Origin of the sequence: Roseococcus pinisoli (assembly GCF_018413645.1) — a bacterium.
Taxonomy (GTDB): domain Bacteria; phylum Pseudomonadota; class Alphaproteobacteria; order Acetobacterales; family Acetobacteraceae; genus Roseococcus; species Roseococcus pinisoli.
In genome coordinates this window covers 1-23,455 of record NZ_JAHCDA010000004.1, presented here as the reverse complement: position 1 = coordinate 23,455, position 23,455 = coordinate 1, and the positions used below count along the sequence as shown (strand labels likewise).

The 23,455-nt window shown below is 68.7% G+C and carries 27 protein-coding genes and 1 tRNA gene; 16 read left to right on the top strand and 12 right to left on the bottom strand.

Annotation, left to right across the window (positions count from 1 at the left end; all coding sequences use genetic code 11):
- The first annotated feature begins 63 nt into the window (after positions 1-63).
- The gene (gene dapA / locus KHU32_RS18305) at positions 64-954 is read left to right on the top strand and encodes a 4-hydroxy-tetrahydrodipicolinate synthase (protein ID WP_213671616.1); all 891 of its coding nucleotides are present in this window, start codon (positions 64-66) and stop codon (positions 952-954) included.
- Positions 955-1,015: 61 nt separating this feature from the next.
- The gene (gene smpB, locus KHU32_RS18300; RefSeq protein ID WP_213671615.1) at positions 1,016-1,510 is read left to right on the top strand and encodes an SsrA-binding protein SmpB; all 495 of its coding nucleotides are present in this window, start codon (positions 1,016-1,018) and stop codon (positions 1,508-1,510) included.
- Between the two features lie 60 nt (positions 1,511-1,570).
- On the opposite strand, the gene KHU32_RS18295 is transcribed toward smpB, so the two are convergent.
- From KHU32_RS18295 to KHU32_RS18285, 3 genes are all read right to left on the bottom strand, one after another.
- Positions 1,571-2,098: a hypothetical protein gene (locus tag KHU32_RS18295; RefSeq protein ID WP_213671614.1), complete on the bottom strand. Its 528-nt coding sequence runs from the start codon at positions 2,096-2,098 to the stop codon at positions 1,571-1,573.
- A 105-nt stretch (positions 2,099-2,203) separates the two neighbouring features.
- Entirely contained in the window at positions 2,204-3,790 is a 1,587-nt protein-coding gene (locus KHU32_RS18290) for an ABC transporter substrate-binding protein (RefSeq protein WP_213671613.1), read from the bottom strand.
- A 50-nt stretch (positions 3,791-3,840) separates the two neighbouring features.
- A complete protein-coding gene (locus KHU32_RS18285; RefSeq protein ID WP_213671612.1) occupies positions 3,841-5,304 on the bottom strand; it encodes a M81 family metallopeptidase in 1,464 nt (487 codons plus the stop codon).
- A 188-nt stretch (positions 5,305-5,492) separates the two neighbouring features.
- Here KHU32_RS18285 and KHU32_RS18280 point away from each other — a divergent pair, with 188 nt between their 5' ends.
- The 13 genes from KHU32_RS18280 to KHU32_RS18220 all read left to right on the top strand — a co-directional run bounded on the left by KHU32_RS18280 (position 5,493) and on the right by KHU32_RS18220 (position 16,533).
- Positions 5,493-6,167, top strand: coding sequence for a sulfite oxidase-like oxidoreductase (locus KHU32_RS18280; protein ID WP_213671611.1), 675 nt, complete (start codon positions 5,493-5,495; stop codon positions 6,165-6,167).
- Complete coding sequence (locus KHU32_RS18275) at positions 6,160-6,699, top strand: glutathione peroxidase (RefSeq protein WP_249681387.1); 540 nt, start codon at positions 6,160-6,162, stop codon at positions 6,697-6,699. Before KHU32_RS18280 ends, KHU32_RS18275 begins: the two co-directional genes overlap by 8 nt.
- 129 nt (positions 6,700-6,828) lie before the next feature.
- Positions 6,829-7,326 (top strand): 2-amino-4-hydroxy-6-hydroxymethyldihydropteridine diphosphokinase, encoded by a 498-nt coding sequence (folK, locus tag KHU32_RS18270; RefSeq protein ID WP_213671609.1) that lies wholly within the window; start codon positions 6,829-6,831, stop codon positions 7,324-7,326.
- 92 nt (positions 7,327-7,418) lie between these two features.
- Complete coding sequence (rpoZ, locus tag KHU32_RS18265) at positions 7,419-7,814, top strand: DNA-directed RNA polymerase subunit omega (protein ID WP_213671608.1); 396 nt, start codon at positions 7,419-7,421, stop codon at positions 7,812-7,814.
- A 10-nt stretch (positions 7,815-7,824) separates the two neighbouring features.
- Entirely contained in the window at positions 7,825-10,086 is a 2,262-nt protein-coding gene (locus KHU32_RS18260; protein WP_249681385.1) for a RelA/SpoT family protein, read from the top strand.
- A gap of 21 nt (positions 10,087-10,107) precedes the next feature.
- On the top strand, positions 10,108-10,533 hold the full coding sequence (gene acpS, locus KHU32_RS18255; protein ID WP_213671607.1) for a holo-ACP synthase: 426 nt from the start codon (positions 10,108-10,110) through the stop codon (positions 10,531-10,533).
- Positions 10,534-10,588: 55 nt separating this feature from the next.
- On the top strand, positions 10,589-11,347 hold the full coding sequence (lepB, locus tag KHU32_RS18250; protein WP_213671606.1) for a signal peptidase I: 759 nt from the start codon (positions 10,589-10,591) through the stop codon (positions 11,345-11,347).
- Between the two features lie 10 nt (positions 11,348-11,357).
- A complete protein-coding gene (rnc, locus tag KHU32_RS18245) occupies positions 11,358-12,029 on the top strand; it encodes a ribonuclease III (RefSeq protein ID WP_213671605.1) in 672 nt (223 codons plus the stop codon).
- The gene (gene era / locus KHU32_RS18240; protein WP_213671604.1) at positions 12,026-12,955 is read left to right on the top strand and encodes a GTPase Era; all 930 of its coding nucleotides are present in this window, start codon (positions 12,026-12,028) and stop codon (positions 12,953-12,955) included. The genes rnc and era overlap by 4 nt, the downstream gene beginning before the upstream one ends.
- Positions 12,952-13,173, top strand: coding sequence for a hypothetical protein (locus KHU32_RS18235; protein WP_213671603.1), 222 nt, complete (start codon positions 12,952-12,954; stop codon positions 13,171-13,173). The genes era and KHU32_RS18235 overlap by 4 nt, the downstream gene beginning before the upstream one ends.
- Positions 13,174-13,175: 2 nt before the next feature.
- Positions 13,176-13,922, top strand: coding sequence for a DNA repair protein RecO (gene recO / locus KHU32_RS18230; protein WP_213672075.1), 747 nt, complete (start codon positions 13,176-13,178; stop codon positions 13,920-13,922).
- Positions 13,915-16,146, top strand: coding sequence for a DNA topoisomerase IV subunit A (parC, locus tag KHU32_RS18225; protein WP_213671602.1), 2,232 nt, complete (start codon positions 13,915-13,917; stop codon positions 16,144-16,146). Before recO ends, parC begins: the two co-directional genes overlap by 8 nt.
- 3 nt (positions 16,147-16,149) lie before the next feature.
- The gene (locus KHU32_RS18220) at positions 16,150-16,533 is read left to right on the top strand and encodes a hypothetical protein (RefSeq protein WP_213671601.1); all 384 of its coding nucleotides are present in this window, start codon (positions 16,150-16,152) and stop codon (positions 16,531-16,533) included.
- 20 nt (positions 16,534-16,553) lie between these two features.
- Here KHU32_RS18220 and KHU32_RS18215 read toward each other — a convergent pair whose 3' ends face one another.
- The 4 genes from KHU32_RS18215 to speB all read right to left on the bottom strand — a co-directional run bounded on the left by KHU32_RS18215 (position 16,554) and on the right by speB (position 19,309).
- Positions 16,554-17,318 carry an arginyltransferase gene (locus tag KHU32_RS18215; RefSeq protein ID WP_408887861.1) on the bottom strand — a complete coding sequence of 255 codons (765 nt, stop codon included), beginning with the start codon at positions 17,316-17,318 and terminating at the stop codon, positions 16,554-16,556.
- A gap of 125 nt (positions 17,319-17,443) precedes the next feature.
- A complete protein-coding gene (locus KHU32_RS18210; RefSeq protein WP_249681382.1) occupies positions 17,444-17,854 on the bottom strand; it encodes a DUF6481 family protein in 411 nt (136 codons plus the stop codon).
- 60 nt (positions 17,855-17,914) lie between these two features.
- Entirely contained in the window at positions 17,915-18,043 is a 129-nt protein-coding gene (locus KHU32_RS23355) for a hypothetical protein (protein WP_283771092.1), read from the bottom strand.
- A gap of 291 nt (positions 18,044-18,334) precedes the next feature.
- Positions 18,335-19,309, bottom strand: a complete 975-nt coding sequence (speB, locus tag KHU32_RS18205; RefSeq protein WP_213671599.1) for an agmatinase — start codon at positions 19,307-19,309, stop codon at positions 18,335-18,337.
- Positions 19,310-19,477: 168 nt separating this feature from the next.
- Here speB and KHU32_RS18200 point away from each other — a divergent pair.
- Positions 19,478-19,554: transfer RNA gene (locus tag KHU32_RS18200), tRNA-Arg, on the top strand.
- 171 nt (positions 19,555-19,725) lie between these two features.
- Here KHU32_RS18200 and KHU32_RS18195 read toward each other — a convergent pair.
- From KHU32_RS18195 to KHU32_RS18175, 5 genes are all read right to left on the bottom strand, one after another.
- The gene (locus KHU32_RS18195) at positions 19,726-20,067 is read right to left on the bottom strand and encodes a phage baseplate assembly protein (protein ID WP_408887860.1); all 342 of its coding nucleotides are present in this window, start codon (positions 20,065-20,067) and stop codon (positions 19,726-19,728) included.
- A 71-nt stretch (positions 20,068-20,138) separates the two neighbouring features.
- The gene (locus KHU32_RS18190; protein WP_213671597.1) at positions 20,139-21,047 is read right to left on the bottom strand and encodes an SMP-30/gluconolactonase/LRE family protein; all 909 of its coding nucleotides are present in this window, start codon (positions 21,045-21,047) and stop codon (positions 20,139-20,141) included.
- 51 nt (positions 21,048-21,098) lie between these two features.
- A complete protein-coding gene (locus KHU32_RS18185) occupies positions 21,099-22,076 on the bottom strand; it encodes a Bug family tripartite tricarboxylate transporter substrate binding protein (RefSeq protein WP_213671596.1) in 978 nt (325 codons plus the stop codon).
- Between the two features lie 231 nt (positions 22,077-22,307).
- On the bottom strand, positions 22,308-22,550 hold the full coding sequence (locus KHU32_RS18180) for a hypothetical protein (protein WP_213671595.1): 243 nt from the start codon (positions 22,548-22,550) through the stop codon (positions 22,308-22,310).
- Positions 22,551-22,614: 64 nt separating this feature from the next.
- Positions 22,615-23,181, bottom strand: a complete 567-nt coding sequence (locus KHU32_RS18175; RefSeq protein WP_213671594.1) for a hypothetical protein — start codon at positions 23,179-23,181, stop codon at positions 22,615-22,617.
- Positions 23,182-23,455: the final 274 nt, after the last annotated feature.

Sequence of the window (23,455 nt, the reverse complement as noted above, 5' to 3'; positions counted from 1 at the left end):
GCCGCACGGGCCTATTTGTGGCCGCTTCCGTGCTCAATGCGCAAAGCAAACGAGGAAGTCGCCATGTCCACCCTTCGCCTGCAGGGATCGCTGACCGCCCTTATCACGCCCATGCACGCCGACGGCAAACTGGACGAGAAGGCCTTCGCCGATTTCGTGGAATGGCAGATCGCCGAGGGCACCGAGGGCCTCGTGCCCGTCGGCACGACCGGCGAATCCCCTACGCTCAGCCATGACGAGCACAAGCGCGTGGTGGAGATCTGCGTCGAGACGGCGCGCGGGCGCGTGCCCGTCGTGGCCGGCGCCGGCAGCAACAGCACCTCCGAGGCGATCGACCTCGCGCGCCATGCCAAGAAGGCCGGCGCGGATGCGACGCTGGTCGTCACGCCCTACTACAACAAGCCCACGCAGGAGGGGATGTACCTCCACTTCAAGGCGATCGCCGACGAGGTGGACCTGCCGCTGATCATCTACAACATCCCGCCCCGCAGCGTGGTGGACATGACGCCCGAGACCATGGGGCGTCTGGCCAAGCACAAGAACATCATCGGCGTGAAGGATGCGACGGCGAACCTGGCGCGCCCGCTGCACCAGCGCATGACCTGCGGCGCTGACTTCATCCAGCTCTCGGGCGAGGATCATACGGCGCTGGCGCTGATGGCCTCCGGCGGCCATGGCTGCATCTCGGTGACCAGCAACATCGCCCCGCGCCTCTGCGCCGACATGCACAAGGCCTGGCGCGAGGGCCGCGTCCAGGACGCGATGGCGATCCAGGATCGCCTCGTGCCCGTGCATGACGCGCTGTTCTGCGAGACCTCGCCCGGCCCCGTGAAATTCGCGGCCAGCCTGCTCGGCCACGGCACGGATTTCTGCCGCCTGCCGATGGCGCCCATCGCCGAGAGCACCCGCCAGCGGGTCCAGGCGGCGATGCGCGGTGCCGGCCTTCTGAACTGAGACGGCGCCCCAGGACCGGCCCCCGGCCAAGGCCGGTCCGGGCGACGAGAGAGAAAATCCCATGGCCGTAGCGCCCCGCAAGAAATCGATCATCAGCATAGGCACAGCGGCCCAGAACCGCCGCGCGCGCTACGACTACAAGATCGGCCAGACCTTCGAGGCCGGGCTGGTGCTGCATGGGCCGGAGGTGAAGAGCCTGCGCCTGGGCCGTGCCTCCATCGCCGAGGCCTGGGCGGGCGAGCGCGACGGCGAGATGTGGCTCTTCGGCTGCCACATCCCCGAGTACCAGGCCGGCAGCTTCATGGCGAAGTTCGACCCGGTGCGGCCGAAGAAGCTGTTGCTCCACAAGAAGGAGATCCGCAGCCTCACGGGCGCGGTGACGCGCGAGGGCGTCACCCTCGTGCCGATGGAGATCCTCTTCAACGAGAAGGGGCGGGCCAAGGTCGTGATCGGCATGGCGGTGGGCAAGAAGATGCACGACAAGCGCGCCGACGTCGCCAAGCGCGACTGGCAGCGCGACAAGGCGCGCGTGATGCGGAACAAGGGCGGGGAGTGATCCGCCAGGCCGCGGCCCTGGGCGATAGGCCCATGGCCGCGGATCGAGGCTAAGGCGGGGTCATGAGTCCCGCTTCGCCTGCGCGTTCTTGACCTGCTGGGAGACGCTGCCGATCTGGCGCGGATCGAGCGGGAGGTCCGGCACCTCGTTCTCCACGGAGCGCATGCCCTTGCGCGCGGTCCTTCCCGGGCCGGGATGATGCGGCTCGCTCGCTTCCTTGGCGGCCAGGGCGCTGCGCAGCAGCTCCGTCGTCCGCTCGCGCCTCGCTTCCGACTTCGTCTCGGAGGTGAGGTGTTCGAGGCGGGCGTTCACACGCCGCAGCGCGGCGGCGAAGATCTGCTTCTTAACCAGCACGCCGCTTTCATCCGGCGTGGCGCCCGCGCCGCGCGGCTCCGCCTTGCCCCGCTGGACGCGCCGCCGCGACCGCGCGATGTCGCGCGCCTTAGTGCGATGGTCGCGCAGGCGCCGCGCCAGCGAGACGAGGTCGGCATGGCCGAGCGTCTTCAGGCCGGGGTGCTGGCTCTGCTGGACGGCATCGAGCTCGGCGCCGGTCAGGATGTCCTTGGGCGGGCGGGAGCGAATGGCCATGCGAGATCCCCTCTCTGTTGGATGACGAAAGGGTAACCTTGTGCCCGGCCGGGGGTTGCATCGGCGGAAAGCCCGGATGGGCCTCCCGCCGGCTCAGACTCAGGCTCAGGCCTTCTTCAGATTCCAGAAGACCGGCAGGGGGCCGCGGACGAAGCCGCTGAGGCCGCGCCGGTAGGCCGCCGGCTGCCAGTACTGGCCCAGCGGGTAGAAGGGCACGTCGCGGAAGGCCTGGCGCTGCATGTCCTCAGCGATGGTGCGGCGTGTGGCCATGTCCGACGCGTCCAGCCAGGAACTGCGTGCCGCCTCCATCTGGGGCAGTTCCGGCCAGCCGAAGGCGCCATTGGCGCCGAGCCCGCGAAGATAGCCGTGGGTCGTTGGCGTCGCGCAGTCGACGGCGGCGATATTGGTGCAGAGCGCGCTCCAGCCGCCCTGCTCGACGGGGCCGCGATTGGCGCGGCGCTGGACGACGGTGCCCCAATCGGTCGCGGCATAGTCGGTGTTGAGGCCGAGCCGGCGCAGCACGTCGCCCACCACATGGCTGACGGCATCCAGCGCCACATTGTCGGTCGGCGCGAGGAAGACGAGGCGCTCCCCCTTATAGCCGCTCGCCTCGATGGCCCGCTTGGCCGCGTCGAGGCTGCGCGGGGAGGTGAGGGCCTCCATGCCGGCCGAGGAAGCCATGGAAGTGTCGGGCGTGAAGAAGCCCACGCCGTCGCGCCAGCGGTCACGGTCATTGCCGGCGACCACCTGCATGGCGTCGGACTGATCGATCGCGGGCCAGAGGGCGCGGCGGAAGGCCGGGTTGTTGAACGGCGCCTGAAGATGGTTGGGGCGCATCAGCGTGATCACGCCGAAGAGCTCGATCTGCTCGACCACGACCTGACGCTGGCGCCGCAGCAGCGGCAGCAGATCGGCCGAGGGAGCCTCCACCCAATCGACCTCGCCCGATTGCAGCGCCGCCGCCGAGGTCGCCGGATCAGGCATGACGCGCCATTCGACCCGGTCGAAATGGGCGCGCTTGCCGCCCGCCAGCATGTCCGGCGCCTCGTCGCGCGGGACATAGCCCTCGAAGCGGGCATAGGCGGTGCCGGCCCCTGGATTCCAGGCCTCCGGCAGGAAGCGGTAGGGGCCGGAGCCGACGACCTCGCGCAGCTGGGTGAAGGCGTCCACCTGGGCCAGGCGCTCGGGCATGATGAAGGCGCCGTTGACCCGCGCCAGGGCGTCCGTCAGCAGCGGGAAGGGCCGCTTCAGTCGGATGGCGATGCGCGTGTCGTCCAGCGCCGTCATCTCGTCGATGACGGCCGCGAGGCTCTGGCCGAAGGTGTCACGCGAGGCCCAGCGGCGGATCGAGGCCACGCAGTCGCGCGCCAGGACCTTCTCACCGTCATGGAAGCGCAGGCCGTCGCGCAGGCTGATGGTCCAGAGGCGCTGGTCGTCGGAGATGACATGCCCGGCCGCCATCTGCGGCTTGGGGGTGAGGTCCTGGCCGAGTGAATACAGCGTGTCGAAGACCATGTAGCCGTGGTTTCGGGTGATGTAGGCCGTGGTCCAGACGGGATCGAGCACGGTGAGATTGGCGTGCGGGACGAAGCGCAGGACGCTGCCGCCCTGGGCCAGGGAAGGCGAGGCGGGCAGGGCGGCGGCCAGCGCCGCCCCCGAGGCGTGCAGGAGGCTTCGACGATGAAGGGACATGACGTTTCCTTATTGAATTATATCGGCGTGTGGCGCGGCCGGGGCTCGCCTCAGCTGGCGAAGGGATCCTCGACGCGCGGCCAATAGGGGTGGCGCCGCCGGGTATAGGGCAGGGCGGCGAGGTCAGCGGACATCGTGCCCGACGTCGAAGCGTAGAGCACCTCGCCGGCGATGGGCGCGAAGCCCGCGTAGAAATGCTGCGAGGACTTGACCACCACGCCGCGCATTTCGCCCAGCCGGCAGCCGATCCCCTCGAAGGCGTCGGGGTGGAAGATCTGCTGGCGATTGCTGTTGAGCAGCAGATGCAGCCCCCCTGCTTCGACCCAGGCGGAGGCGCCCATCGCGCCGCGCGCCCCCGAAAGGCCGGTTTGCTCGTGGTTCGGGGCGAGGGCCCGGATGGTGACATCGAGGTCCACCGGCAGGCCGCCATTGCGGCTGACCTTCCCGCCGACCCGCAGCGGCAGCTTGGCGCCGACCCCGGCCTCCTGGCAGATCGAGACGGCGACGGGGTCCCAGAAGGCGCCAAGCGCGATGTCGCGCAGGTTGCGGTCCACGCAGCGGCGCAGGAAATGCGTCGCGTCCGAGGGCGCGCCGCCGCCTGCATTGTCGGTGGAATCCGCGACGATGACCGGCTTGCCCGCCGGCGCGGCCAGGATGGCGTCCAGCGCCTCGTCCACCGTCAGCCTTCTGGGCGAGGTCTCATGCCGCAGGTCCCAGATGCGCCGGGCGAAGCGCTCCGCCGCCGCTTCGGCGACCGCCGCATCGCCATCCGCGATGGCGATCATCTTCGCGCCCACATCGGCGATATCCGCCCAGGCGAAGCCATGGCCGAAGGAGACGGAAAGAAGGCCGTCGCGCCCCTCGGCCGCGGTCATCTCGTCCACCAGGCTCCGGACCGGCTCCACCGGCGTCCGCCAGGAGGAGCTCATGCGCAGGTCGCGGAAGACCATCACCGGCCGGATCTCGCGGCGCGCGGCGCGCAGCGCCAGGGCGAAGAGATCGCGCGCGCGGTCGGCGATGTCGGTATGCGGGTATTCCTTGTAGAGCACGATGAGGTCGGTCGCCTCATGCAGCCCCTCCGTCAGGTGGCAATGCAGGTCGAGCTCGATGCCGATGACCGCCTCGGGGCCGACGATGGCGCGGATATGCGTGGCGAGGTCGCCCTCGCAATCCTCATAGCCGTCGGCGACCATGGCGCCGTGCAGGCTGAGCAGCACGATGTCCGGCCTTGGCGCGGCACGCAGATCCTCGAGGATGAGGCCGCGCAGCTCCTCATAGACGGCGCGGACCGTCAGCCCGGCGGGCTGGGCGGTGGCGCTCAGGCTTTCGGTGACCTCGATCCCCTCGGCCTCGGCCATGGAACGCCATTCGCGCATGGCGAGGTTGCCCCAGCCGGCCGGTTGGCGGCTCGCATCCTGGCGGTAGAAGCGGTTCCCGAAGAAGGCCGCCCGGCCGGTGGGGAGAGGCGAGAAGGTGTTGGTCTCGGTCGCAAGCCCGGCCATGAAAAGGCGCATCGTTTCCTCCGTCGTCACCACAAGGTGATTCGTTGCGGGGATTTACCCCCAGAAGAAGCCGGTTCGGCAATCGCCGTGGGATAAGCATATAAGGAATTGCCAGGGACCGAGTGCGCCGTCTGGCGTGATGCCCTTGCATCCGCGGCCCGAAAGGGCACCTATCCCGTCAGGCCAAGGACGTGCGGAACATGAAAGAACCCACCGACGGCGTGACCCTTTCCGGCTCGGTCCGGGAGAAGCTCATCGCCAGCAAGGAGAAATGGGCCCGCGAGGGCCGGCTCCTCACCGGCGAGACCAGCACCCCCCAGGCCGATCGCCTGCCGCCCGGCCAGCGCCTGGTGACGGATTTCCCGGTGCTCGACCTCGGCGTCCAGCCCGAGGTGAAGCTTGACCGGTGGCGCCTGCGCATCGAAGGCTTGGTGGAGGAGCGTCAGGCCCTCGACTGGGAGGCCTTCAACGCCCTGCCGCAGCACGAGTGGAAGAACGACATCCACTGCGTCACCGCCTGGTCGCGCTACGACAATATCTGGCACGGCGTCTCGGCGCGCGACCTGCTGATGCTGGCTCGCCCGAAGCCCGAGGCGCGCTTCGTCGTCTTCCACTCCTATGACGGCTACACGACCAACGTGCCGCTGGAGGTCTTCGCGGCCGAGGAGGTGCTCGTCGCGCATTCCTGGAACAACGTGCCGCTGGAACGGGTGCATGGCGGCCCCGCTCGCATCGTCATTCCGCGCTACTATTTCTGGAAGAGCGCGAAATGGGTCACCCGGATCGAGCTTCGCGCCGAGGACCAGCCAGGCTTCTGGGAAGTCCGCGGCTATCACAACAATGCCGACCCCTGGCTGGAGGAGCGCTATGCTTGACCGACGCACATTGCTGGCGGGCCTCGCCGTGAGCGGGCCGGCCCTGGCGCAGCAGCCCGACGCCTTCGGCTTCGGCTTTGAGGCACTGGAGGGCGGACCTCTCCCCCTCGCGCAATATCGCGGCCGGGTGCTGCTGGTGGCGAATACCGCGAGCTTCTGCGGCTTCACGCCGCAATACGCGGCGCTCCAGCGCCTGCACGACCGCTTCCAGGCGCGCGGCCTGACGGTCATCGGCGTGCCCTCCAACGACTTCAACCAGGAGAGCACGGACGCTGCACGGATCCGCGAATTCTGCGACGGGATGTTCGGCATCGCTTTCCCGATGACGGGGCTGAACCACGTCCGAGGGGCGGAGGCGCATCCCTTCTTCGCCTGGGCCGCGCGCGAGGCCGGGCCGGTCAGCTGGAATTTCCACAAGTACCTGGTCAGCCGGGACGGCCGGCATATCCAGGGCTTCTCGACCCGCACGGACCCCGAGGCGCCCGAGGTGCTCCGCGCCGTGGAGGCCGCCCTGGCCGCGCCCGCCGCCTGAGGAAGGGCGCGGGTCCGTTCCCGGCCGGCTCGTTCTGCCCTATCCCGGTGGCATGACCGAACCCGCCGCCTTGTCCCGTCGCCAGGAACCTTGCGCCGCGACCCGCCATGCCGCCGCGGGACGGCAGCCATGATCCTGGTCGGGATCGGCGCGAACCTGCCCGGGCCTGACGGCTCGGCTCCCCGCGAGACCTGCCGCGCTGCCGCCGCCGCGCTCGGCGCGCTGCCCGGCCTGCAGCTCGAGGCGCTGTCCCGCTGGTGGGAAAGCGCGCCCATCCCGCCCGTGCCCGGCGCGCCCTGGTTCGTGAACGGCGTGGCGCGCCTCGCCGGCGAGGCCGACCCGGCCGAACTCCTGGCCGCGCTGCACGCCATCGAGGCCGCGCATCACCGCGCGCGTCCCTATCCCAATGCGCCGCGGACGCTGGACCTCGACCTGCTGGATTGCGAGGGGCTGGTCCGGGAAGGGCCTTCGCCCATCCTGCCCCATCCGCGCATGACGGCGCGGGCCTTCGTCCTGCTCCCCCTGGCCGAGGTCGCGCCCGGATGGCATCATCCGGTCACGGGGGAGGGGATCCAGGCGCTGATCGAGGCCCTCCCGCCGCAGGATCTCCGCCCGCTGGACCCATGAGCGGCTTGCGGAGTCGTGCCGCAACGCTTATCTGAACGGTTCGCCGCGGCGCAGCACGTCTGCGCCCGCCCCCCATTGCCCGAGGTAACCCTATGGCGCGCGTCACCGTCGAAGACTGCATCCTCCAGGTTCCCAACCGGTTCGAGCTCGTCCTGCTGGCCGCCCAGCGCGCGCGCAACATCAGCCGGGGTGAGACGCTGACGCTGGACCGCGACAACGACAAGAATCCCGTCGTGGCGCTGCGCGAGATCGCGGACCAGACCGTCGAGCTGCCGGCTCTGGAGCAGGACCTCATCAAGTCCCTGAGCCGCGCGCCGGAGCCGGAGCCCGTCGAGGACGAGGTCCTGGACCTCATCGACACCAACGAGAACATCTTCGGCGTCATGGACGTCAACGAGGAACTCCCGGCCGAAATGGGCGCCGAGGAATTCTCGCCCGACGACCTCGAGGCCCAGCTGGCCGCGGAGCTGGGCGGCCAGTCCGACTGAGGGCCGCCGATTGATACCGCGCACCGAACCGGACGAACCGGCGGTCGCGCGCGCGCCTGAGGGTCTGAGCACGAGCGCCGCCCCGCCCCCAGGGCTCGATGTCGTTCTCGAATTCTGCCATCGCGTCACCAGCGCGGATCCGCGGCTCAACGCCGACCTGATCCTGCGCGCCGGTCGCTTCGCCGCCGAGGCGCATGCGAGCCAGAAGCGGCAGAACGGCGAGCCCTACATCATCCATCCGGTCGCCGTCGCCGAGATCCTGGCGAGCTACCGGCTCGACACCGCCACCATCGCCACCGCGCTCCTCCACGACGTGGTGGAGGACACCGAGTACAAGCTGCCCGAGATCGAGCAGCGTTTCGGCGCCGAGATCGCGCGCCTGGTCGACGGCGTCACCAAGCTCTCCCGCATCGAGGTGCAGAGCGAGCGCACCAAGCAGGCCGAGAACCTCCGCAAGCTGCTGCTGGCCCTCAGCGAGGACCTGCGCGTCCTGCTGGTGAAGCTGGCGGACCGGCTGCACAACATGCGCACCATCGCCTTCGTGTCGAAGCCGGCCAGCCGGCTGCGCACGGCGCGCGAGACGCTGGAGATCTACGCGCCGCTGGCCGAGCGCATCGGCATGGAGGGGCTGAAGACCGAGCTGGAGGCGCTCGCCTTCCGGGAGCTCCACCCCGAGGCCTGGGCCACGATCGCGCAGCGCCTGACCTATCTGCGCGGCCGCTCCGCCGACATCATCCCCGAGATCGAGCTGGAGCTGCGCGAGACGCTGGAGATGCACGGCGTCCCGGTCGAGGAAGTGCTGGGCCGCGAGAAGTCGCCCTATTCGATCTGGCGCAAGATGCAGGCGAAGAACGTCGCCTTCGAGGGCCTCTCGGACGTGATGGCCTTCCGCATCATCGTGCCCGAGCGGTCGCAGTGCTACCTCGCGCTGGGCGCCATCCACGATGCCTTCAAGGTGATCGCCGGCCGCTTCAAGGACTATATCTCGACGCCCAAGACCAACGGCTACCAGTCGCTGCACACGGGCGTCCTGCTGCCGGGCCGCCGCGAGGAGGCGAAGATCGAGGTGCAGATCCGCACGCGGGAGATGCACCAGATCGCCGAATACGGCCTGGCCGCGCACTGGATCTACAAGCAGGGCGGCGAGGCCGCGCCCGCGCGCAGCTTCCCCTGGGTCCGCGCCCTCATCGATATCCTGGAGAACGAGCCCGAGGCCAACCAGGCGATGGAGAGCACAAAGCTCGAGCTCCATCGCGAACTGGTCTTCTGCTTCAGCCCCAAGGGCGACCTGATCGAGCTGCCGCGCGACGCGACGCCGGTGGACTTCGCCTATCACGTCCACAGCCAGGTGGGTGATACCTGCGTCGGCGCGAAGGTGAACGGCCGCATCGTGCGGCTGCACGACAAGCTCTCCAACGGCGACCAGGTCGAGATCATCACGGCCAAGGGCGGCAAGCCCAACCCGGCCTGGATGAAGTTCGTGAAGTCCGGCAAGGCGCAGGCGCGCATCCGGCGCTTCGCCCAGGCCGAGGAAAAGGAGAAGCAGCGCGACGAGGGCCGCACCCTCATCGTGAAGATGTTCCGGCAGAACGGCCTGGAATTCACCGAGAAGCTGCTGGAGCCCGCCGTGAAGGCGCTGCGCCAGTCCGGCGTCGAGGAGATGTACCACGCCGTCGCCACCGGCAGCCTCTCCGCGCGCGACGTGGTGCATGCGGCCTTCCCCGAGCTGCGCGCGCCGCAGCGGGCGGTGGAGCCCATGGCGCTGGTGGCCGGCCGGGGGCGGCTCGGCCGCGCCGGCTCGCAGAAGCAGACCACGGTGCCGGCGGTGCCCATCACCGGCGTCGTGGCTGGCATGCAGCTTCACTTCGCGCAGTGCTGCCACCCCATTCCGGGCGATCGCATCGTGGGCATCGTCACCACCGGCAAGGGTGTCACCATCCATACCCAGGACTGCCACATGCTGGAGAACTTCGCGGCCACGCCCGAGCGGTTCCTGGACGTGGACTGGGAGGAGGGTGCCCTGGGCCCGGCCACGCATGTGGTGCGCCTCTCGGTCACGGCCATGAACAGCCAGGGGCTCCTCTCCAGCGTCGCGAACGCCATCAGCAAGCAGAAGGCCGTGCTGACGAACCTCCGCCTCGGCCGGCGCGAGGACGACGAATGCGACCTCAACATCGACGTCGAGGTCCGCGACACGCGGCATCTCGCCGAGCTCATGGGCACGCTCCGCGCGTGCGAGGGCGTCATCCGCGTCGATCGCTCCAGGAGCTGAAGGCCGGATGATAAAGCAGTCATGATTCTCGGCATCGGCAATGACGTCTGCGACATCCGTCGCATCGAATCGGTGATGGCCCGCCATGGGGACCGCTTCCTCCAGCGCGTCTTCACGCCCATCGAGCGCGCCAAGGCGGAGCGCCGGACGGAGAAGATCCGCGCCGGGACCTACGCCAAGCGCTTCGCCGCCAAGGAGGCGGCGAGCAAGGCGCTGGGCACCGGTTTCCGGGCCGGGGTCTTCATGCAGGATCTGGGCGTGGTGAACCTGCCCTCCGGCCAGCCCACGCTGCGGCTCACCGGGGGGGCTGCCGCCCGCCTCGCCGCCATGACGCCACCGGGGCACCGGGCCGAGATCTCGCTGACCATGACGGACGAGTATCCCTATGCCAGCGCCATCGTGATCATTTCGGCGGTGGCGCTCGTGCCCCCCGTTGCCGTTCCTTGACACCTGACAGGCCCTGGGCTCAATCCCGGGCCTCAAACGCGCGGTGCTCCTCCCCATGGCGAAATCCACCACCTTGACGGCCAAGAAGAAGACCGGCGGCTGGCTCGAAAGCGTCAAGACGGTCGTCTATGCCGCGCTGATCGCCATCGGCATCCGCACCGTGGCCTTCGAGCCGTTCAACATCCCGTCCGGCTCCATGATCCCGACGCTGCTGGTCGGCGACTATCTCTTCGTCTCCAAATACTCCTACGGCTATTCGCGGCACTCGATGCCCTTCAGCCCGAACCTGTTCCAGGGGCGCATCTTCGGCGCCATGCCGCAGCGCGGGGACGTGGCGGTATTCAAGCTGCCGCGCGACACCAGCCAGGACTACATCAAGCGCATCATCGGCCTGCCGGGCGACATCATCCAGGTCCGCCGCGGCATCCTGCACGTCAACGGCCAGCCGGTCCGCCTGGAGAATCTCGGTCCCTTCGTGGCCGAGGGCGACGGGCCGCGCATGACGGTGCAGCTGCTGCGCGAATTCCTGCCGGGCGGGCGCTCGCACCTGATCATCGAGCAGTCCAACGACGGGCCGCTCGACAATACGCCGGAGTTCCGCGTGCCGGACGGCCATTTCTTCGCCATGGGCGACAACCGCGACAACAGCCTGGACAGCCGCGTCCCCAGCGCCGTCGGCTACGTGCCGATCGAGAACCTGGTCGGCCGCGCCGAGTTCATCTTCTTCTCCGTCGACGGCAGCGCGCGCTGGTGGGAGGTCTGGGCCTGGCCCTTCGCCATCCGCTACTCGCGCCTGTTCAGCGCCGTCCGATGATGGTGGCCGCATGAAGGGCGCTCTCGAGGAGCGCCTCGGCCACCGCTTCGGCAAGGCGTCGCTGCTGGAGCAGGCGCTGACCCACCGCTCCGCCGCCGATCCGCGCCGGGGCATGCTGGATTCCAACGAGCGGCTCGAATTCCTGGGCGACCGCGTGCTCGGCCTCTGCATGGCCGAATGGCTGGCCGAGCGCTTCCCGCAGGAGCGCGAGGGCGACCTGGGCAAGCGCCTGGCGACGCTCTGCTCGCAGGAGGTGATCGCGCCCATCGCCGAGAAGATGGGGCTCGCCGAGGCGCTGCGCGTGCCGCCTTCCGAGGGGCGCACCGGCCTGCGCGCCCGGGCGACGGTGCTGGCCGACGCGCTCGAGGCGATCCTCGGCGCGCTCTACCTGGATGGCGGGCTCGATGCGGCCCGGAATGTGGTACGACGCGAATGGGCGGCGGCGATCGAGGTCGACGCCAAGCCGCCCGTCAGTGCCAAGAACAGATTGCAGGAGTGGACCTTGGGGCGTGGCCTCGGATTGCCCGATTATCAGCACGTCTCCGTGACGGGGCCTTCGCACGCGCCCGTCTTCGTCGTGACGGTCCATGCGGCCGGGCGCTCGGCCGAAGGCATGGGCGAAAGCAAGCGGGCGGCGGAGCAGGCCGCGGCGGAAGCCTGGCTCGGGGGGCTGCCGGCATGAGCGACGCCAGCCCGACCGCCACCACCCCTCCCGAGAAGCAGCGCTGCGGCTTCGTCGCCATCCTGGGCGCGCCCAATGCCGGGAAATCCACGCTGGTCAACGCCATGGCGGGGACCAAGGTGACCATCGTCTCGCCCAAGCCGCAGACCACGCGCTTCCGCGTGCGCGCGGTGCTGATCGAGAAAGAGGCGCAGATCATCCTGGTGGACACGCCGGGCATCTTCGCGCCGCGCCGCCGGCTGGACCGCGCCATGGTTTCGGCCGCCTGGGGCGGGGCCAAGGACGCCGACTTCGCGCTGCTGGTGATCGACGCGAAGACGGGCCTCACCGAGGCCGTGCGCGCCATCATCGAGCGGCTGGCGGAGCAGAAGCGCACCGTCTGGCTGGCGCTGAACAAGGTCGACCTCATCCCGCGCGAGATCCTGCTGCCGCTCGCAGCGACGCTGCACGAGATGCTGCCCTTCGCCGAGACCTTCATGATCTCGGCCGAGAAGAACAAGGGCCTCGACCGCCTGCGCGAGAAGCTGGCCGAGGCCATGCAGCCCGGCCCCTGGATGTTCCCCGAGGACGAGCTGTCCGACCTGCCCAACCGCATGCTGGCGGCCGAGGTGGTGCGCGAGCAGATCCTGCGCCAGACCCATGAGGAGGTGCCGCACTACGCCTCCGTCGAGACCGAGAGCTGGGCGGAGCGGCCCGACGGCAGCGCCCGGGTGGATTGCACCATCTACATCGCCCGCGCGACGCAGAAGGCCATCCTGATCGGCGAGGGCGGCACGCGCATCAAGGAGATCGGCCGCAGGGCGCGGATGGAGCTGACGGCGCTGCTGGAACGGCCCATCCACCTGTTCCTGAACGTGAAGGAACGGCCGGGCTGGGACGAGGAACGTGGGCGCATCCGGGCGCTCGGCCTCGAGGACGAGGGGTGAGCCGACGCCCAGGCTGGTTGATCGCCTGGGCCGTAACGGCGGGCCTTTGCGCCGTGGCAGGCCTTGCCATGGCGCTGACGCCGGAGAGCTGCAACCTGCTGGGGCGCTGCCCCTGGACCAGCGGCTTCGGCATCGCCTTGCTGAGCGCGCCGGTGATCGCGCTCGCCGCGATCGTCGCGCTGGGAATGAGCCTCATGGCCTGGCGGCGCCGGCGATGAGCGTGGAATGGGCGGCGCCCGCCATCGTCCTGGCCGCACGGCCCTATGGCGAGGGCGGCGCCGTGGTCACCCTGCTGACCGAGGCCCATGGCCGGCATGCTGGCCTCGCCAAGGGCGGTGCCTCCCGCGGCCAGGCCGCGCTCTGGCAGCCCGGGAACCTGATCGAGGCGCGCTGGGTCGGCCGGCTGGCGGACCAGCTCGGCGCCGTCTCCGGCGAGATGGTGCATGCCGCGGCCGCCCGCGCGATGGACGACCCGCTGGCGCTCGCCCTCCTCACCGCCGCCTGTGCCGTGGCCGAGGGCGCGCTGCCGGAGCGCGAGGCGCATCCGGCCTGTTTCCATGGCCTGGTGCGCGTCATCTCCGCCCTGGCCCGCGGCCCGGAGGATGCCCTGCCGCTGCTGGTCCAATGGGAGGCCGCGTTGCTGGCGGAGCTGGGCTACGGCCTCGACCTGGCCAGCTGCGCCGCCACCGGGAGCACGGAAGACCTCGTCTGGGTCTCCCCCCGATCCGGCCGCGCGGTCAGCGCGGCGGCCGGCGCGCCCTATGCGGACCGCCTGCTGCGCCTGCCGGCTTTTCTCCGCGACGATACAAAGCCGTCAGATCTTCAGGAATGGCTTGCAGGACTTCGCCTTACGGGCTTTTTCCTTGCCCGGGATGCCTTCGGTCTGCAGCACCGCCCCTTGCCCCAGGCGCGGGTGATGTTGCAGGACCGTGTGACCAATTTGACTGGATCGAGTGAGAATGCCTGACGACCTCGTGCTGAAAGATCCGGGCCAGATCCGTGAGACCCACCTCGGCGAGGCGCTGAGCGAGCGCTACCTCGCCTATGCCATGTCCACCATCATGGCGCGCTCGCTGCCCGATGTGCGGGACGGGCTGAAGCCCGTGCATCGCCGCCTCCTCTGGGCGATGCACCAGCTGAAGCTCGACCCGGCTTCCGGCTTCAAGAAATGCGCCCGCATCGTCGGCGACGTGATGGGCAAGTACCACCCGCATGGCGACAGCTCGATCTACGAGGCGCTGGTCCGTCAGGCGCAGGAATTCGCCGCGCGCTACACGCTGGTCGAAGGGCAGGGGAACTTCGGCAATATCGACGGCGATAACGCCGCGGCCATGCGCTACACCGAGGCGCGGCTGACCGAGGTCGCCCAGGCGCTGCTGACCGGCATCGACGAGGATTCGGTCGACTTTCGCGCCACCTATGACGGCGAGGACAAGGAGCCGGTGGTCCTGCCGGCGGCCTTCCCGAACCTGCTGGCCAATGGCGCGACCGGCATCGCCGTGGGCATGGCGACGAGCATCCCGCCGCACAATGCCGGCGAGCTCTGTGCCGCCGCGCTGGAGCTCATCGCCAATCCCGAGGCCACGACGGCGGACCTGCTGAAGCACGTCCCCGGCCCTGACTTCCCGACAGGCGGCGTGCTGGTCGAGAGCGCGGCCGCCATCGCCGAGGCCTATGAGACCGGCCGCGGCGGCTTCCGCCATCGCGCGAAGTGGGAAGTGGAGAAGGGCAAGGCCGGCGCCTGGACCATCGTGGTCACGGAGATCCCCTACCAGGTCCAGAAGTCGCGGCTGATCGAGCAGGTCGCCCTGCTGCTGGAGGAGAAGAAGCTCCCTCTGCTGGCCGATGTGCGCGACGAGAGCACGGACGTGGTCCGCCTCGTGCTGGAGCCGCGCAACCGCACGGTCGAGCCCGCGGTGCTGATGGAGACGCTGTTCCGCGCGACGCAGCTCGAGAGCCGCTTCAGCCTCAACATGAACGTGCTGGATGCGAGCCGCACGCCCCGCGTCATGGGCCTGCGCGAGGCGCTGAGGGCCTGGCTCGATCATCGCCACGTCGTGCTGATCCGCCGCACCAACCATCGCCTCGCGGCCATCGCGCGGCGGCTGGAGATCCTGGGCGGCTACCTCATCGCCTATCTCAACCTCGACGAGGTGATCCGCATCATCCGCACCGAGGATGAGCCGAAGCCCAAGCTGATGGCGCGCTTCGAGCTGAGCGAGGTGCAGGCGGAGGCCATCCTCAACATGCGCCTGCGCGCCCTGCGCAAGCTCGAGGAAATGGAAATCCGCAAGGAGCACGACAAGCTCAGCAAGGAGCAGAAGCAGCTCCAGGCGCTGCTCGGCAGCAAGACGAAGCAGTGGGCCGCCATCGGCAAGGAGGTCGAGGAGGCCCGGAAGAAGTTCGGCTCGGGGCCCCTGGGCGATCGCCGCACGGCCATCGGCTCCGGCGCGCCCGCCGTGGTCGTGGATGAGAGTGCCTTCATCGAGCGCGAGCCGCTGACCGTGATCCTGTCGGAGAAGGGCTGGATCCGCGCGATGAAGGGGCATCTCGCCGAGGAGACGGAGCTGCGCTTCAAGGAGGGCGACGAGCTCGCCTTTCGCCTGCACGCGCAGAGCACGGACCGGCTCGTGATCTTTGCCAGCAACGGCAAGGCCTATACGCTGCGCTGCGACACCCTGCCGCGCGGCCGCGGCGATGGGCAGCCGCTGCGCCTGATCGTGGATTTGCCGAACGAGGACAGCGTGCTGGCGATGTTCCTGCCCGTGGCGGGCCAGAAATTCCTGGTGGCGGCGACCGACGGCAAGGGCTTCCTGGTCGAGGGCGAGGAGCTGCTGGCGGAGAAGCGCACCGGCAAGCAGATCATGACGCTGGAAGGCCTGGGCCGCGCCACGCTCTGCGTTCCGGGGGAGGGCGATTCCGTCGCCGTGCTCGGCGAGAACCGCAAGCTGCTGGTCTTCCCGCTGGAGCAGCTGCCGATCATGACGCGCGGCCGCGGCGTGCAGCTGCAATCCTACAAGGATGGCGGCCTGGCGGATGCGAAGGTCTTCGCCGCCGCCGACGGGCTGAGCTGGGCACTTGGAGAGCGGACCCGCACCGAGCTGGACCTGACGACCTGGCGCGGCAACCGCGCCGGCGCGGGGAAGCTGCCGCCCAATGGTTTCCCTCGCAGCAACCGGTTTGGAAACTGATCGATGCGCCTGCTTTTGGCTTCCTCTCTGCTTCTTCTCGCCGCCCTGCCTGCTGAGGCGCAGCGGAGCGGCCCCCATGACGGCTTTTATTCCGGCCATCGCGTGCAGGAGTGCCGGCGCAGCGGCCGCTCAGGCTCGCAGCTGCTGACCGCCGAGGTCCATGGATCGACCATGACGATCCCCGGCTTTGTGGGCGACGCGCCGATTGAGGCGACCATCGACGGCACCGGCGGGGTGCGCCTGCCGCGGCTGGGCCTCTTCGGCGCGGGGACGGGGCAGATCTACGAGGGGCCGAACAACGCCCGGCGCTTCACGGGCTCGCATCCCGGCCGGAACGACTGCCAGCTGACCTACGATCTGATCCGCCGGCCCGCAGGGCGCCGCTAGGCCCAGGCCCCGTTCGGCCGTCAGCCGGCGAGGACGGCCTCGCCGGTCGCGGGGATTTCCTCGCCGAGCGGGCGCCAACTGCCGCGGACCAGCACCTCGGCCGGCCGGTAGGCGGCCTTGTAGGACATCTTCCGGCTCTCCGGGACCCAATAGCCCAGATAGACATAGGGCAGGCCGCTGCGCCGGGCCTCGGCGATCAGCCACATCACCGCGAAGGCGCCCAGGCTGCGGCGATCTTCCTCGGGCGAGAAGAAGCTGTAGACGGCGGAAAGCCCGTCCGAGAGCCAGTCCGTGAGGCAGCCGCCCACCAGCTTCCCGCCGGGCTCGCGGAATTCCACGATGCCGGTGGTGATGGGCGTGTCCTCGACCATGGCGCGATAGTCGTAGAAGCCCATCGCGGCCATGTCGCCGCCGGAATGGCGGCTCTGCTGGTAGTGCTGGAAGAGCGCGAACTGCTCCGCCGTCGCGCGGGCGGCGGTGGGACGGATCTCGAGATCCGCGTTGCGCGCGAGCACCTTTCGCTGCGTGCGGTTGGGCACGAAGTCGGCGGTGCGGACGCGGATGGGGATGCAGGCGCGGCAGCCGGGGCAGACCGGCGAATAGGCGATGTTGTGGCTGCGGCGGAAGCCGGCGCGCGAAAGCTTGTCGTGCAGCGCCTCGGAATCCGCGCCCGTGAGCTCGGTCACGATCTTCCGCTCCGTCCTGCCGGCCAGATAGGGGCAGGGGAGTGGCGTGGTCGTGTAGAAATACTGGGGGCGTCGGGTACGGCTTTGCAAGGCGCCAATCTCGCGGGTCACGCGCGGGATTTCAATAGGATCGCCACGAGATCCCGGCGCGGCAGGGCGTTTACCGCCCTGGCCCAGCCGGGAACCTCGTCACGTTTGGGCGCCCCCGCCGGGCGCCCATGAACTCAGCGCTTGCGCTGGCGGGCCTGACGCGCGGCGTAGCGCGCGTCGCGAGCCGCCTTCTGGTCCTTCATGAGCGCGATGGCGCTGGCCTTGCCGGCCATGGCGGTGGCGATCCGCTCGCGCTCGGCGGCCTCCGCCGCCTCGCGGGCAGCCTCGGCCTCGGCGGCCTGGGCTGCGGCGATGCGCGCCGCTTCGGCGGCCTGGGCCTCCGCCAGGGCGCGCATCTCGGCCTCACGCTTGGCGATGCGCTCCCGCCGGGCTTCCGCCACGGCGATGCGCTCCTGCATGCGTTCCTGAACGACCGGATCGTCTTTCCGGGCCATCAATTCGGCGAATCGCGCCTGGGCGGATTTGCGCGCCGCTTCCGACGCCTTGGCACGATCCTGATGGCGGTCGCGCTGGGTGCTCTGCATGGATATGGGTTGGTTTCCTGATTCCGTGGGTGGTGGTGGAAGGCGAGTGGAGGCGAGGCTTCAGCCGAGGATGGCGACGACGATGTCCCGAAGCTCGGACTGCGTCAGGCCAATCGGCTGCATCGTCTCGGGCTTGGGCTGGGGCGCCTTGGCAGTGAAGGTGCTCGAATGGGTATGCGTGTGATTCATTCCAAATTTCCGGCAGTCGCGCGGGGCGCGTACCGCCAATATCCCTGATGGGTGTGTTCGGTCCGCGGACCGGAATAGGCCGGCGGAATCAATCTTTTCATGAAAAGGGCCGGCCGGGGACGCTGTCATTGCGTCGTATAACCCTGGCCCATGCCAAAAGTTTGATGAGCGCTAGATAGAGGAAGCTGCCGCCGAAATCAAGAATTTTTTCCGCGGCTCCCGAATTCTGCACTCTGGTGACCTCATTATTCGTGGTGAAGCCTCGAATTTATGGGGTTTATTCTGTTGGCTTCAGGTCGCGGAAAATGCCGCGCGGGCTTCAGCCAGCAGGCAGAGAATCTCGAACATCATCGTGGCGCCGACCATGGCCGTGTTGCCCCCGGGATCGAAGGGTGGGGAGACCTCCACCAGGTCGCCGCCCACCAGGTTCAGGCCCCGAAGGCCTCGCAGGATCCGCATCGCCTCCCGGGGCGTGAAGCCGCCGACCTCGGGCGTGCCGGTACCGGGGGCGAAGGCGGGGTCGAGGCTGTCGATGTCGAAGGTCAGATAGGCAGGCTCATCGCCGATCACCCGGCGCGCCTCGGCGATCACGCCGGAGGGCCCCAGCTCCTCGCATTCCTCGATGCGGAGGATGCGGATGCCGACGCCCTCGGCCCAGGCCATATCGTCGGTTTCGTAGAGCGTGCCCCGGATGCCGATCTGCACGATGCGCTTCGGATCGAGCAGGCCTTCCTCGATAGCGCGGCGGAAGGGCGTGCCATGAGTGTAGCGGCTGCCGCCGAAATAGGTGTCGGCGGTGTCGGAATGCGCGTCGAAATGCACGAGGCCCAGCGGCGGCATCTCGGGCGCCGCGCGCTTCAGCCCGCGCAGGAGGGGGAGGGACATGAGGTGGTCGCCGCCCGCCCCCAATACCCAGGCGCCCGAGGCACGGATGGCGGCGACGCGGTCCTCCACCCAGGCCAGCGTCTGCATGACGTCCACCGGATTGGTCTCGGCATCGCCGAGATCGGCCACCCGGCAGAGCTTGAAGGGCTCGACCATCGTGACGGGGTGTACGCGCCGCATGAGCGTCGAGGCGTCACGCAAGGCGCGGGGGCCGTGGCGCGTGCCAGGCCGGTTCGTCACCGCCCCGTCGAAAGGAATGCCGAGAATGGCGATGTCGATCCCCTCCGCCGATTCGCGGATGGGAAGGCGCATGAAGCTGGCCGGCGCGGCAAAGCGCGGGGTGACCAGCCCGTCCACGGGCCGTGGCGCGTCGTTCGTCATGCTGGCTCCCTGATGGTTTTGAGGAGCCTGGACGGGCGGCTGCGACGGGGCAAGGGTGCCGGGTGCCTCTGCAGAGGGACGTTTGGGCCTAGTTGGCGCTCTTCGAGAAATTAGGAGGCGAGGAGGCCCTTTCCCGACGCCTGAGCATGCGCTAGTGAGAAGCCCTCTGGACCCGTAGCTCAGCTGGATAGAGCGCTGCCCTCCGAAGGCAGAGGTCGATGGTTCGAATCCATTCGGGTCCGCCAAGCTCTCGGGTAACACCGGGGTAACGGCCGTGTCGGCTGATCTTTCCTTTCGTGTAGTCCCCAGAACCGTAGTCGGCTGCGGCCCTGGCGCGGTGACGGTCGAGGTCACCCGGCGCATTGGATTCTCCGCCGGCAATAGTCCGGGTGGACGACCACTGTGATCGGCCCTTTTCACCTGCCAGGACCTTCGCCGTCGCCATGCCCATATCGAGGACTGGGGCGGGATCTCTCCAGCGCCTCCTGCACCTGCCAATCGAACGGCGCTAGGATAACCGGCTCCGGCTGAAAAGCCTCTTCCGGCATGAGCGTCAGATGCGCCCGAGTGCCGTTCTTGCCGCGGAGATATGGCACCTCCGCGATGAGCCATTCCTTGTTGGTCAGCTTGAGCGCAGGCAGGTCCTGCGGCGCCTTAAAATTCGGCTCCCAGAGCTTCCCCGCGCTGTCCCGCCAGCTGTCGACCTCGACTTCCAGCACCTGGCTGCGGCCTAGGCGGCGCGCCCGCCTCGATCGCATCGTCATTCGCGGAAGCGCTCATCGAGTGGAGTACTGGCCCTCTATGACGAGACGTCTTCGCGGGCGTCGGGTCAGAGGATGCTCGCGCCCGCTGCTTCCCACTCAGCTGTGAGGATCGCGCCCGTTTCAGACTCGGTCACGAAGACTGTTTTTCCCTCTGGTCCACCGAAGGCAAGGTTGGTCGTGACTGCACCGCGGCAGGATTCTATGCACGCGATCTGCTCGCCACGTGGCGAGACCACAAAGATACAGCCGAGCGAGGCATGGGCGACGAGCAGGTTCCCAAGGCCATCCACCGCCATCCCGTCCGGCCCCGCGACACCGTAGAAGGAAGCAAAACGACCCACCTTCGTCGTGGTGCCGTCCGGCATCAGTGGCAGCCGCCAAACGGCGTTGTCGCGCGTCATAGCGACGAACAGCACCTTCTCATCCGGTGAAAGGGCGAGGCCATTCGGGCTGGGGCCATTGGCGAGCAGGCAGTCGAGCCCGCCATCGGGGCGCAGGCGATAGACGCGGCCGGTCGGGTCGTGCAGGCCGGTCTGGCCCTGGTCGGTGAAATAGAGGTCGCCGTTGCGGGCAAAAACGAGGTCGTTCGGCCCCTTGAAACGTTCGCTGTTACGGCGCGCGAGAGCCGGCGTGACGGCGCCGGTCGCGAGGTCGAGCGCCAGGATGCCCTGCTTGTAGTCGGCGATGAACATCCGCTTGCCGTCGGGGTGCAGCGCGAGGCCGTTTGGCTCCCCGTCATATTCGGTTACGAGCGCCCATTCACCGGGCCCGTCGAGGCGGAAGATCCGGCCATGCGGGATGTCGGTCACATGCAGGCGGCCTTGGGCGTCGAAACAGGGGCCTTCCAGGAAGCAGTCGGTCGGCTGGCCGAATTTATTGCCCCGCGCCCAGTCGGTGACGATGTTTCGCCGCAACGTGGCGGGCATCGCGTCGAGGGCCTGCGTCGGGATCACGCGCGGCGTCTGGTGGTACATGGCCTTCTCCAATCCAGGGGAATAGCGGGCCCAGGCGGGCCCGCCGGGTCGCTACTGGCGCTCGATGCGCGCCTGGGCCGCGACATGGCCCCAATGGTCGGTCTCGGTGCGGATGAGGCGAGTGAGATCCTCGGGCGTGAGGCCGCCCTTCTCCGCCACCTGGGCTGCGAGGAAGTCCTTCATGTCCTCCGCCTCGAAGGAGCGCAGCACCTCCTGGCGCAGGCGGGTGGTGACAGCCGCGGGCGTGCCGGCGGGCGCGGCGAGGCCGGTCCAGTACATGGGCGAGAATTGCGGCTGCCCCACCTCGGCGAAGGTCGGCACCTCGGGCACAAAGGGAGAGCGCGAATCGCCCGTCACCGCCAGCGCGCGCATCTTGCCCCCGCGCACATGCTCGATGGTCGCGGCCGTGGGCGCGACAGCGAAGTCGATCTGGCCGGCCAGCATGGCGATCATCGCATCGCCCGCGCCGCGATAGGGCACGTGGAAGCAGCGGATGCCGGCCTCCATCATCAGGCCCTCGGCATAGAAGTGCAGCACACTGCCCACACCGGCGCTGCCGAAGGTGAGCTTCTCCGGGTTGCGGCGCGCATAATCCACGAATTCGGAGAAGGTGCGGATCGGCAGGCCGTCGCGCACCACGAGCACCGTGCGGCCGCGCGCGCTGTCGGTGATCGGCGCGAAGCCGTTCGCGTGGTCCCACGGCAGGCGGTGGAAGACGTGGGGGACCATCGAATAAGTCGTGTCGATGGCCAGCAACGTCAGCCCGTCCGGTGCCGCGCGCGCGACCTCGGCCATGCCGATCGTGCCGGTGGCGCCGGTCTTATTCTCCACGAAGAATTGCTGGCCGATCTGCTCGGTAAGCTTCTGTGCGACCTTGCGGGCCACCGCATCCACCGCGCCGCCAGGCGAGAAGGGCGCGATGATGCGGACGGGTCGCGCGGGATACGTCTGGGCGTAGCCGATAGCGGGTGTGCCGAGGCAAGTGGTCGCTGCAACCAGTGGCAGGATTTGCCGGCGGGTCGTCTTCATCTCGTTTTCCTCCATTTTGGTTGGAAAACAATCTATCATTGCCTGAGATGAAGGTGACTAGGCCCCCGGGCCCCCATCGGGTCCTTCCTGGCGGCCGCTGAAGTACGGGTGTTTCGGGACCGCGCCTTAATCCCAGCTAAGGGGCTCAAAAGTTGTCCGCACTGTCCGCACCTCGGAAAGCCGCGCGGAGTCTCTATTTCGGGTGCGGACATCCATGCGGACTGCGGACATTCAGGCGGCGATCGACTGGTCCGTCACTATGGCCGAGATCTCGCGCGTGGCGGTCTGCCGCGCTGCCAGCACGTAGCCCTGGACCCAGCGGTCGTCCTCGTCCTGCATGAGCTCGAGGCGCGCGAGGCCGTGCTGGCGACCCGCTTCACCGTCTCGTGCCACCGCCGCCGCGGTTTCAGCAACGAGCTGCTCGGTCATGCGCCGGCGCGCCTCCATCCAGGCATCCCGATCCGCCTTGGGCATATGGCCGGCAGCAAACCGCGCACGCGCTACTACCCCCTCAGCGTCAGCAAGGTGCACCCGATTCTCATCTGTTGCGTCGGCCGCGTCGGCCCGGAGCTGCAGGTGCACCAGCATCATCAGGACTCACTCCTCCGCCTTCTTTGCTGCTGCTCGGATCTCCAAAAGCGTCATCGGTTCCTCCACGGGATATCCCCTCCATTGCTTCGTGAATGTGCTGGGTCAGCAGGGCGAACACCTGCCCGACGGTCTTGCACTGGAAGATCGCGGGCGAGTCAGTTGAGGGGATCGCCAGGAACTTGTTGCGGACCGATCGGAAGGTCAGGGTCACCATGTCGACCATGACGTCGACCGGCGCGACCCGCCGCATGGCGAGGTCGTTCTTCAGCTGCAGCGCATCTGCCTGCGCTCTGGCGTAGCGGATGCGCTCGGTGGTGAGCTGTCCGCTGTCCTCCTCAGAAGCTGTCCCGCGGCCCGCCGCAGCGTCGCGCAAGTGGCGGATGTAGGCATCGCGACACGCATCGAGGTCCAGCGCGCCGCGAGCAGCACGCGGCAAGATCCCGCTCGCGATCAGTTTCGACACGCTGCTCTGGTCCAGAAGCAGATGCCGGGCGACGTCAGATTGGCTGGACAATTATTATGCGCCCCTCAGAATAATTTTTGGCGGGTGATGGCCCGCGCTCGCGAAACCCCCGTGAAACATTGTTACGTAGGAAGGGCCCAGACCGGGGGGGACCCCTCGCGATCAGGCTGGCAGACCGGCCGCCGCTCCGATGCTCTAAGTGACTGTTTGAGAATGGGTTGGCGTGTCGTGGATGGGGTGATTCAAGCTCGGGATGTGGACCCGAGAGACGCGCCGCCGGATGGCCGAGATTGCCCGCAAGACAAAGCGCTATCCGTCTGATCTG

Excerpts from the sequence above, each read along its gene's own strand:
- dapA (WP_213671616.1), top strand. The coding sequence starts at position 64 with ATGTCCACCCTTCGCCTGCAGGGATCGCTGACCGCCCTTATCACGCCC.
- smpB (WP_213671615.1), top strand. The coding sequence starts at position 1,016 with ATGGCCGTAGCGCCCCGCAAGAAATCGATCATCAGCATAGGCACAGCG.
- KHU32_RS18295 (WP_213671614.1), bottom strand. The coding sequence starts at position 2,098 with ATGGCCATTCGCTCCCGCCCGCCCAAGGACATCCTGACCGGCGCCGAG.
- KHU32_RS18290 (WP_213671613.1), bottom strand. The coding sequence starts at position 3,790 with ATGTCCCTTCATCGTCGAAGCCTCCTGCACGCCTCGGGGGCGGCGCTG.
- KHU32_RS18285 (WP_213671612.1), bottom strand. The coding sequence starts at position 5,304 with ATGCGCCTTTTCATGGCCGGGCTTGCGACCGAGACCAACACCTTCTCG.
- KHU32_RS18280 (WP_213671611.1), top strand. The coding sequence starts at position 5,493 with ATGAAAGAACCCACCGACGGCGTGACCCTTTCCGGCTCGGTCCGGGAG.
- KHU32_RS18275 (WP_249681387.1), top strand. The coding sequence starts at position 6,160 with ATGCTTGACCGACGCACATTGCTGGCGGGCCTCGCCGTGAGCGGGCCG.
- folK (WP_213671609.1), top strand. The coding sequence starts at position 6,829 with ATGATCCTGGTCGGGATCGGCGCGAACCTGCCCGGGCCTGACGGCTCG.
- rpoZ (WP_213671608.1), top strand. The coding sequence starts at position 7,419 with ATGGCGCGCGTCACCGTCGAAGACTGCATCCTCCAGGTTCCCAACCGG.
- acpS (WP_213671607.1), top strand. The coding sequence starts at position 10,108 with ATGATTCTCGGCATCGGCAATGACGTCTGCGACATCCGTCGCATCGAA.
- lepB (WP_213671606.1), top strand. The coding sequence starts at position 10,589 with ATGGCGAAATCCACCACCTTGACGGCCAAGAAGAAGACCGGCGGCTGG.
- rnc (WP_213671605.1), top strand. The coding sequence starts at position 11,358 with ATGAAGGGCGCTCTCGAGGAGCGCCTCGGCCACCGCTTCGGCAAGGCG.
- era (WP_213671604.1), top strand. The coding sequence starts at position 12,026 with ATGAGCGACGCCAGCCCGACCGCCACCACCCCTCCCGAGAAGCAGCGC.
- parC (WP_213671602.1), top strand. The coding sequence starts at position 13,915 with ATGCCTGACGACCTCGTGCTGAAAGATCCGGGCCAGATCCGTGAGACC.
- KHU32_RS18220 (WP_213671601.1), top strand. The coding sequence starts at position 16,150 with ATGCGCCTGCTTTTGGCTTCCTCTCTGCTTCTTCTCGCCGCCCTGCCT.
- KHU32_RS18210 (WP_249681382.1), bottom strand. The coding sequence starts at position 17,854 with ATGCAGAGCACCCAGCGCGACCGCCATCAGGATCGTGCCAAGGCGTCG.
- KHU32_RS23355 (WP_283771092.1), bottom strand. The coding sequence starts at position 18,043 with ATGAATCACACGCATACCCATTCGAGCACCTTCACTGCCAAGGCGCCC.
- speB (WP_213671599.1), bottom strand. The coding sequence starts at position 19,309 with ATGACGAACGACGCGCCACGGCCCGTGGACGGGCTGGTCACCCCGCGC.
- KHU32_RS18195 (WP_408887860.1), bottom strand. The coding sequence starts at position 20,067 with ATGCGATCGAGGCGGGCGCGCCGCCTAGGCCGCAGCCAGGTGCTGGAA.
- KHU32_RS18190 (WP_213671597.1), bottom strand. The coding sequence starts at position 21,047 with ATGTACCACCAGACGCCGCGCGTGATCCCGACGCAGGCCCTCGACGCG.
- KHU32_RS18185 (WP_213671596.1), bottom strand. The coding sequence starts at position 22,076 with ATGAAGACGACCCGCCGGCAAATCCTGCCACTGGTTGCAGCGACCACT.
- KHU32_RS18180 (WP_213671595.1), bottom strand. The coding sequence starts at position 22,550 with ATGCCCAAGGCGGATCGGGATGCCTGGATGGAGGCGCGCCGGCGCATG.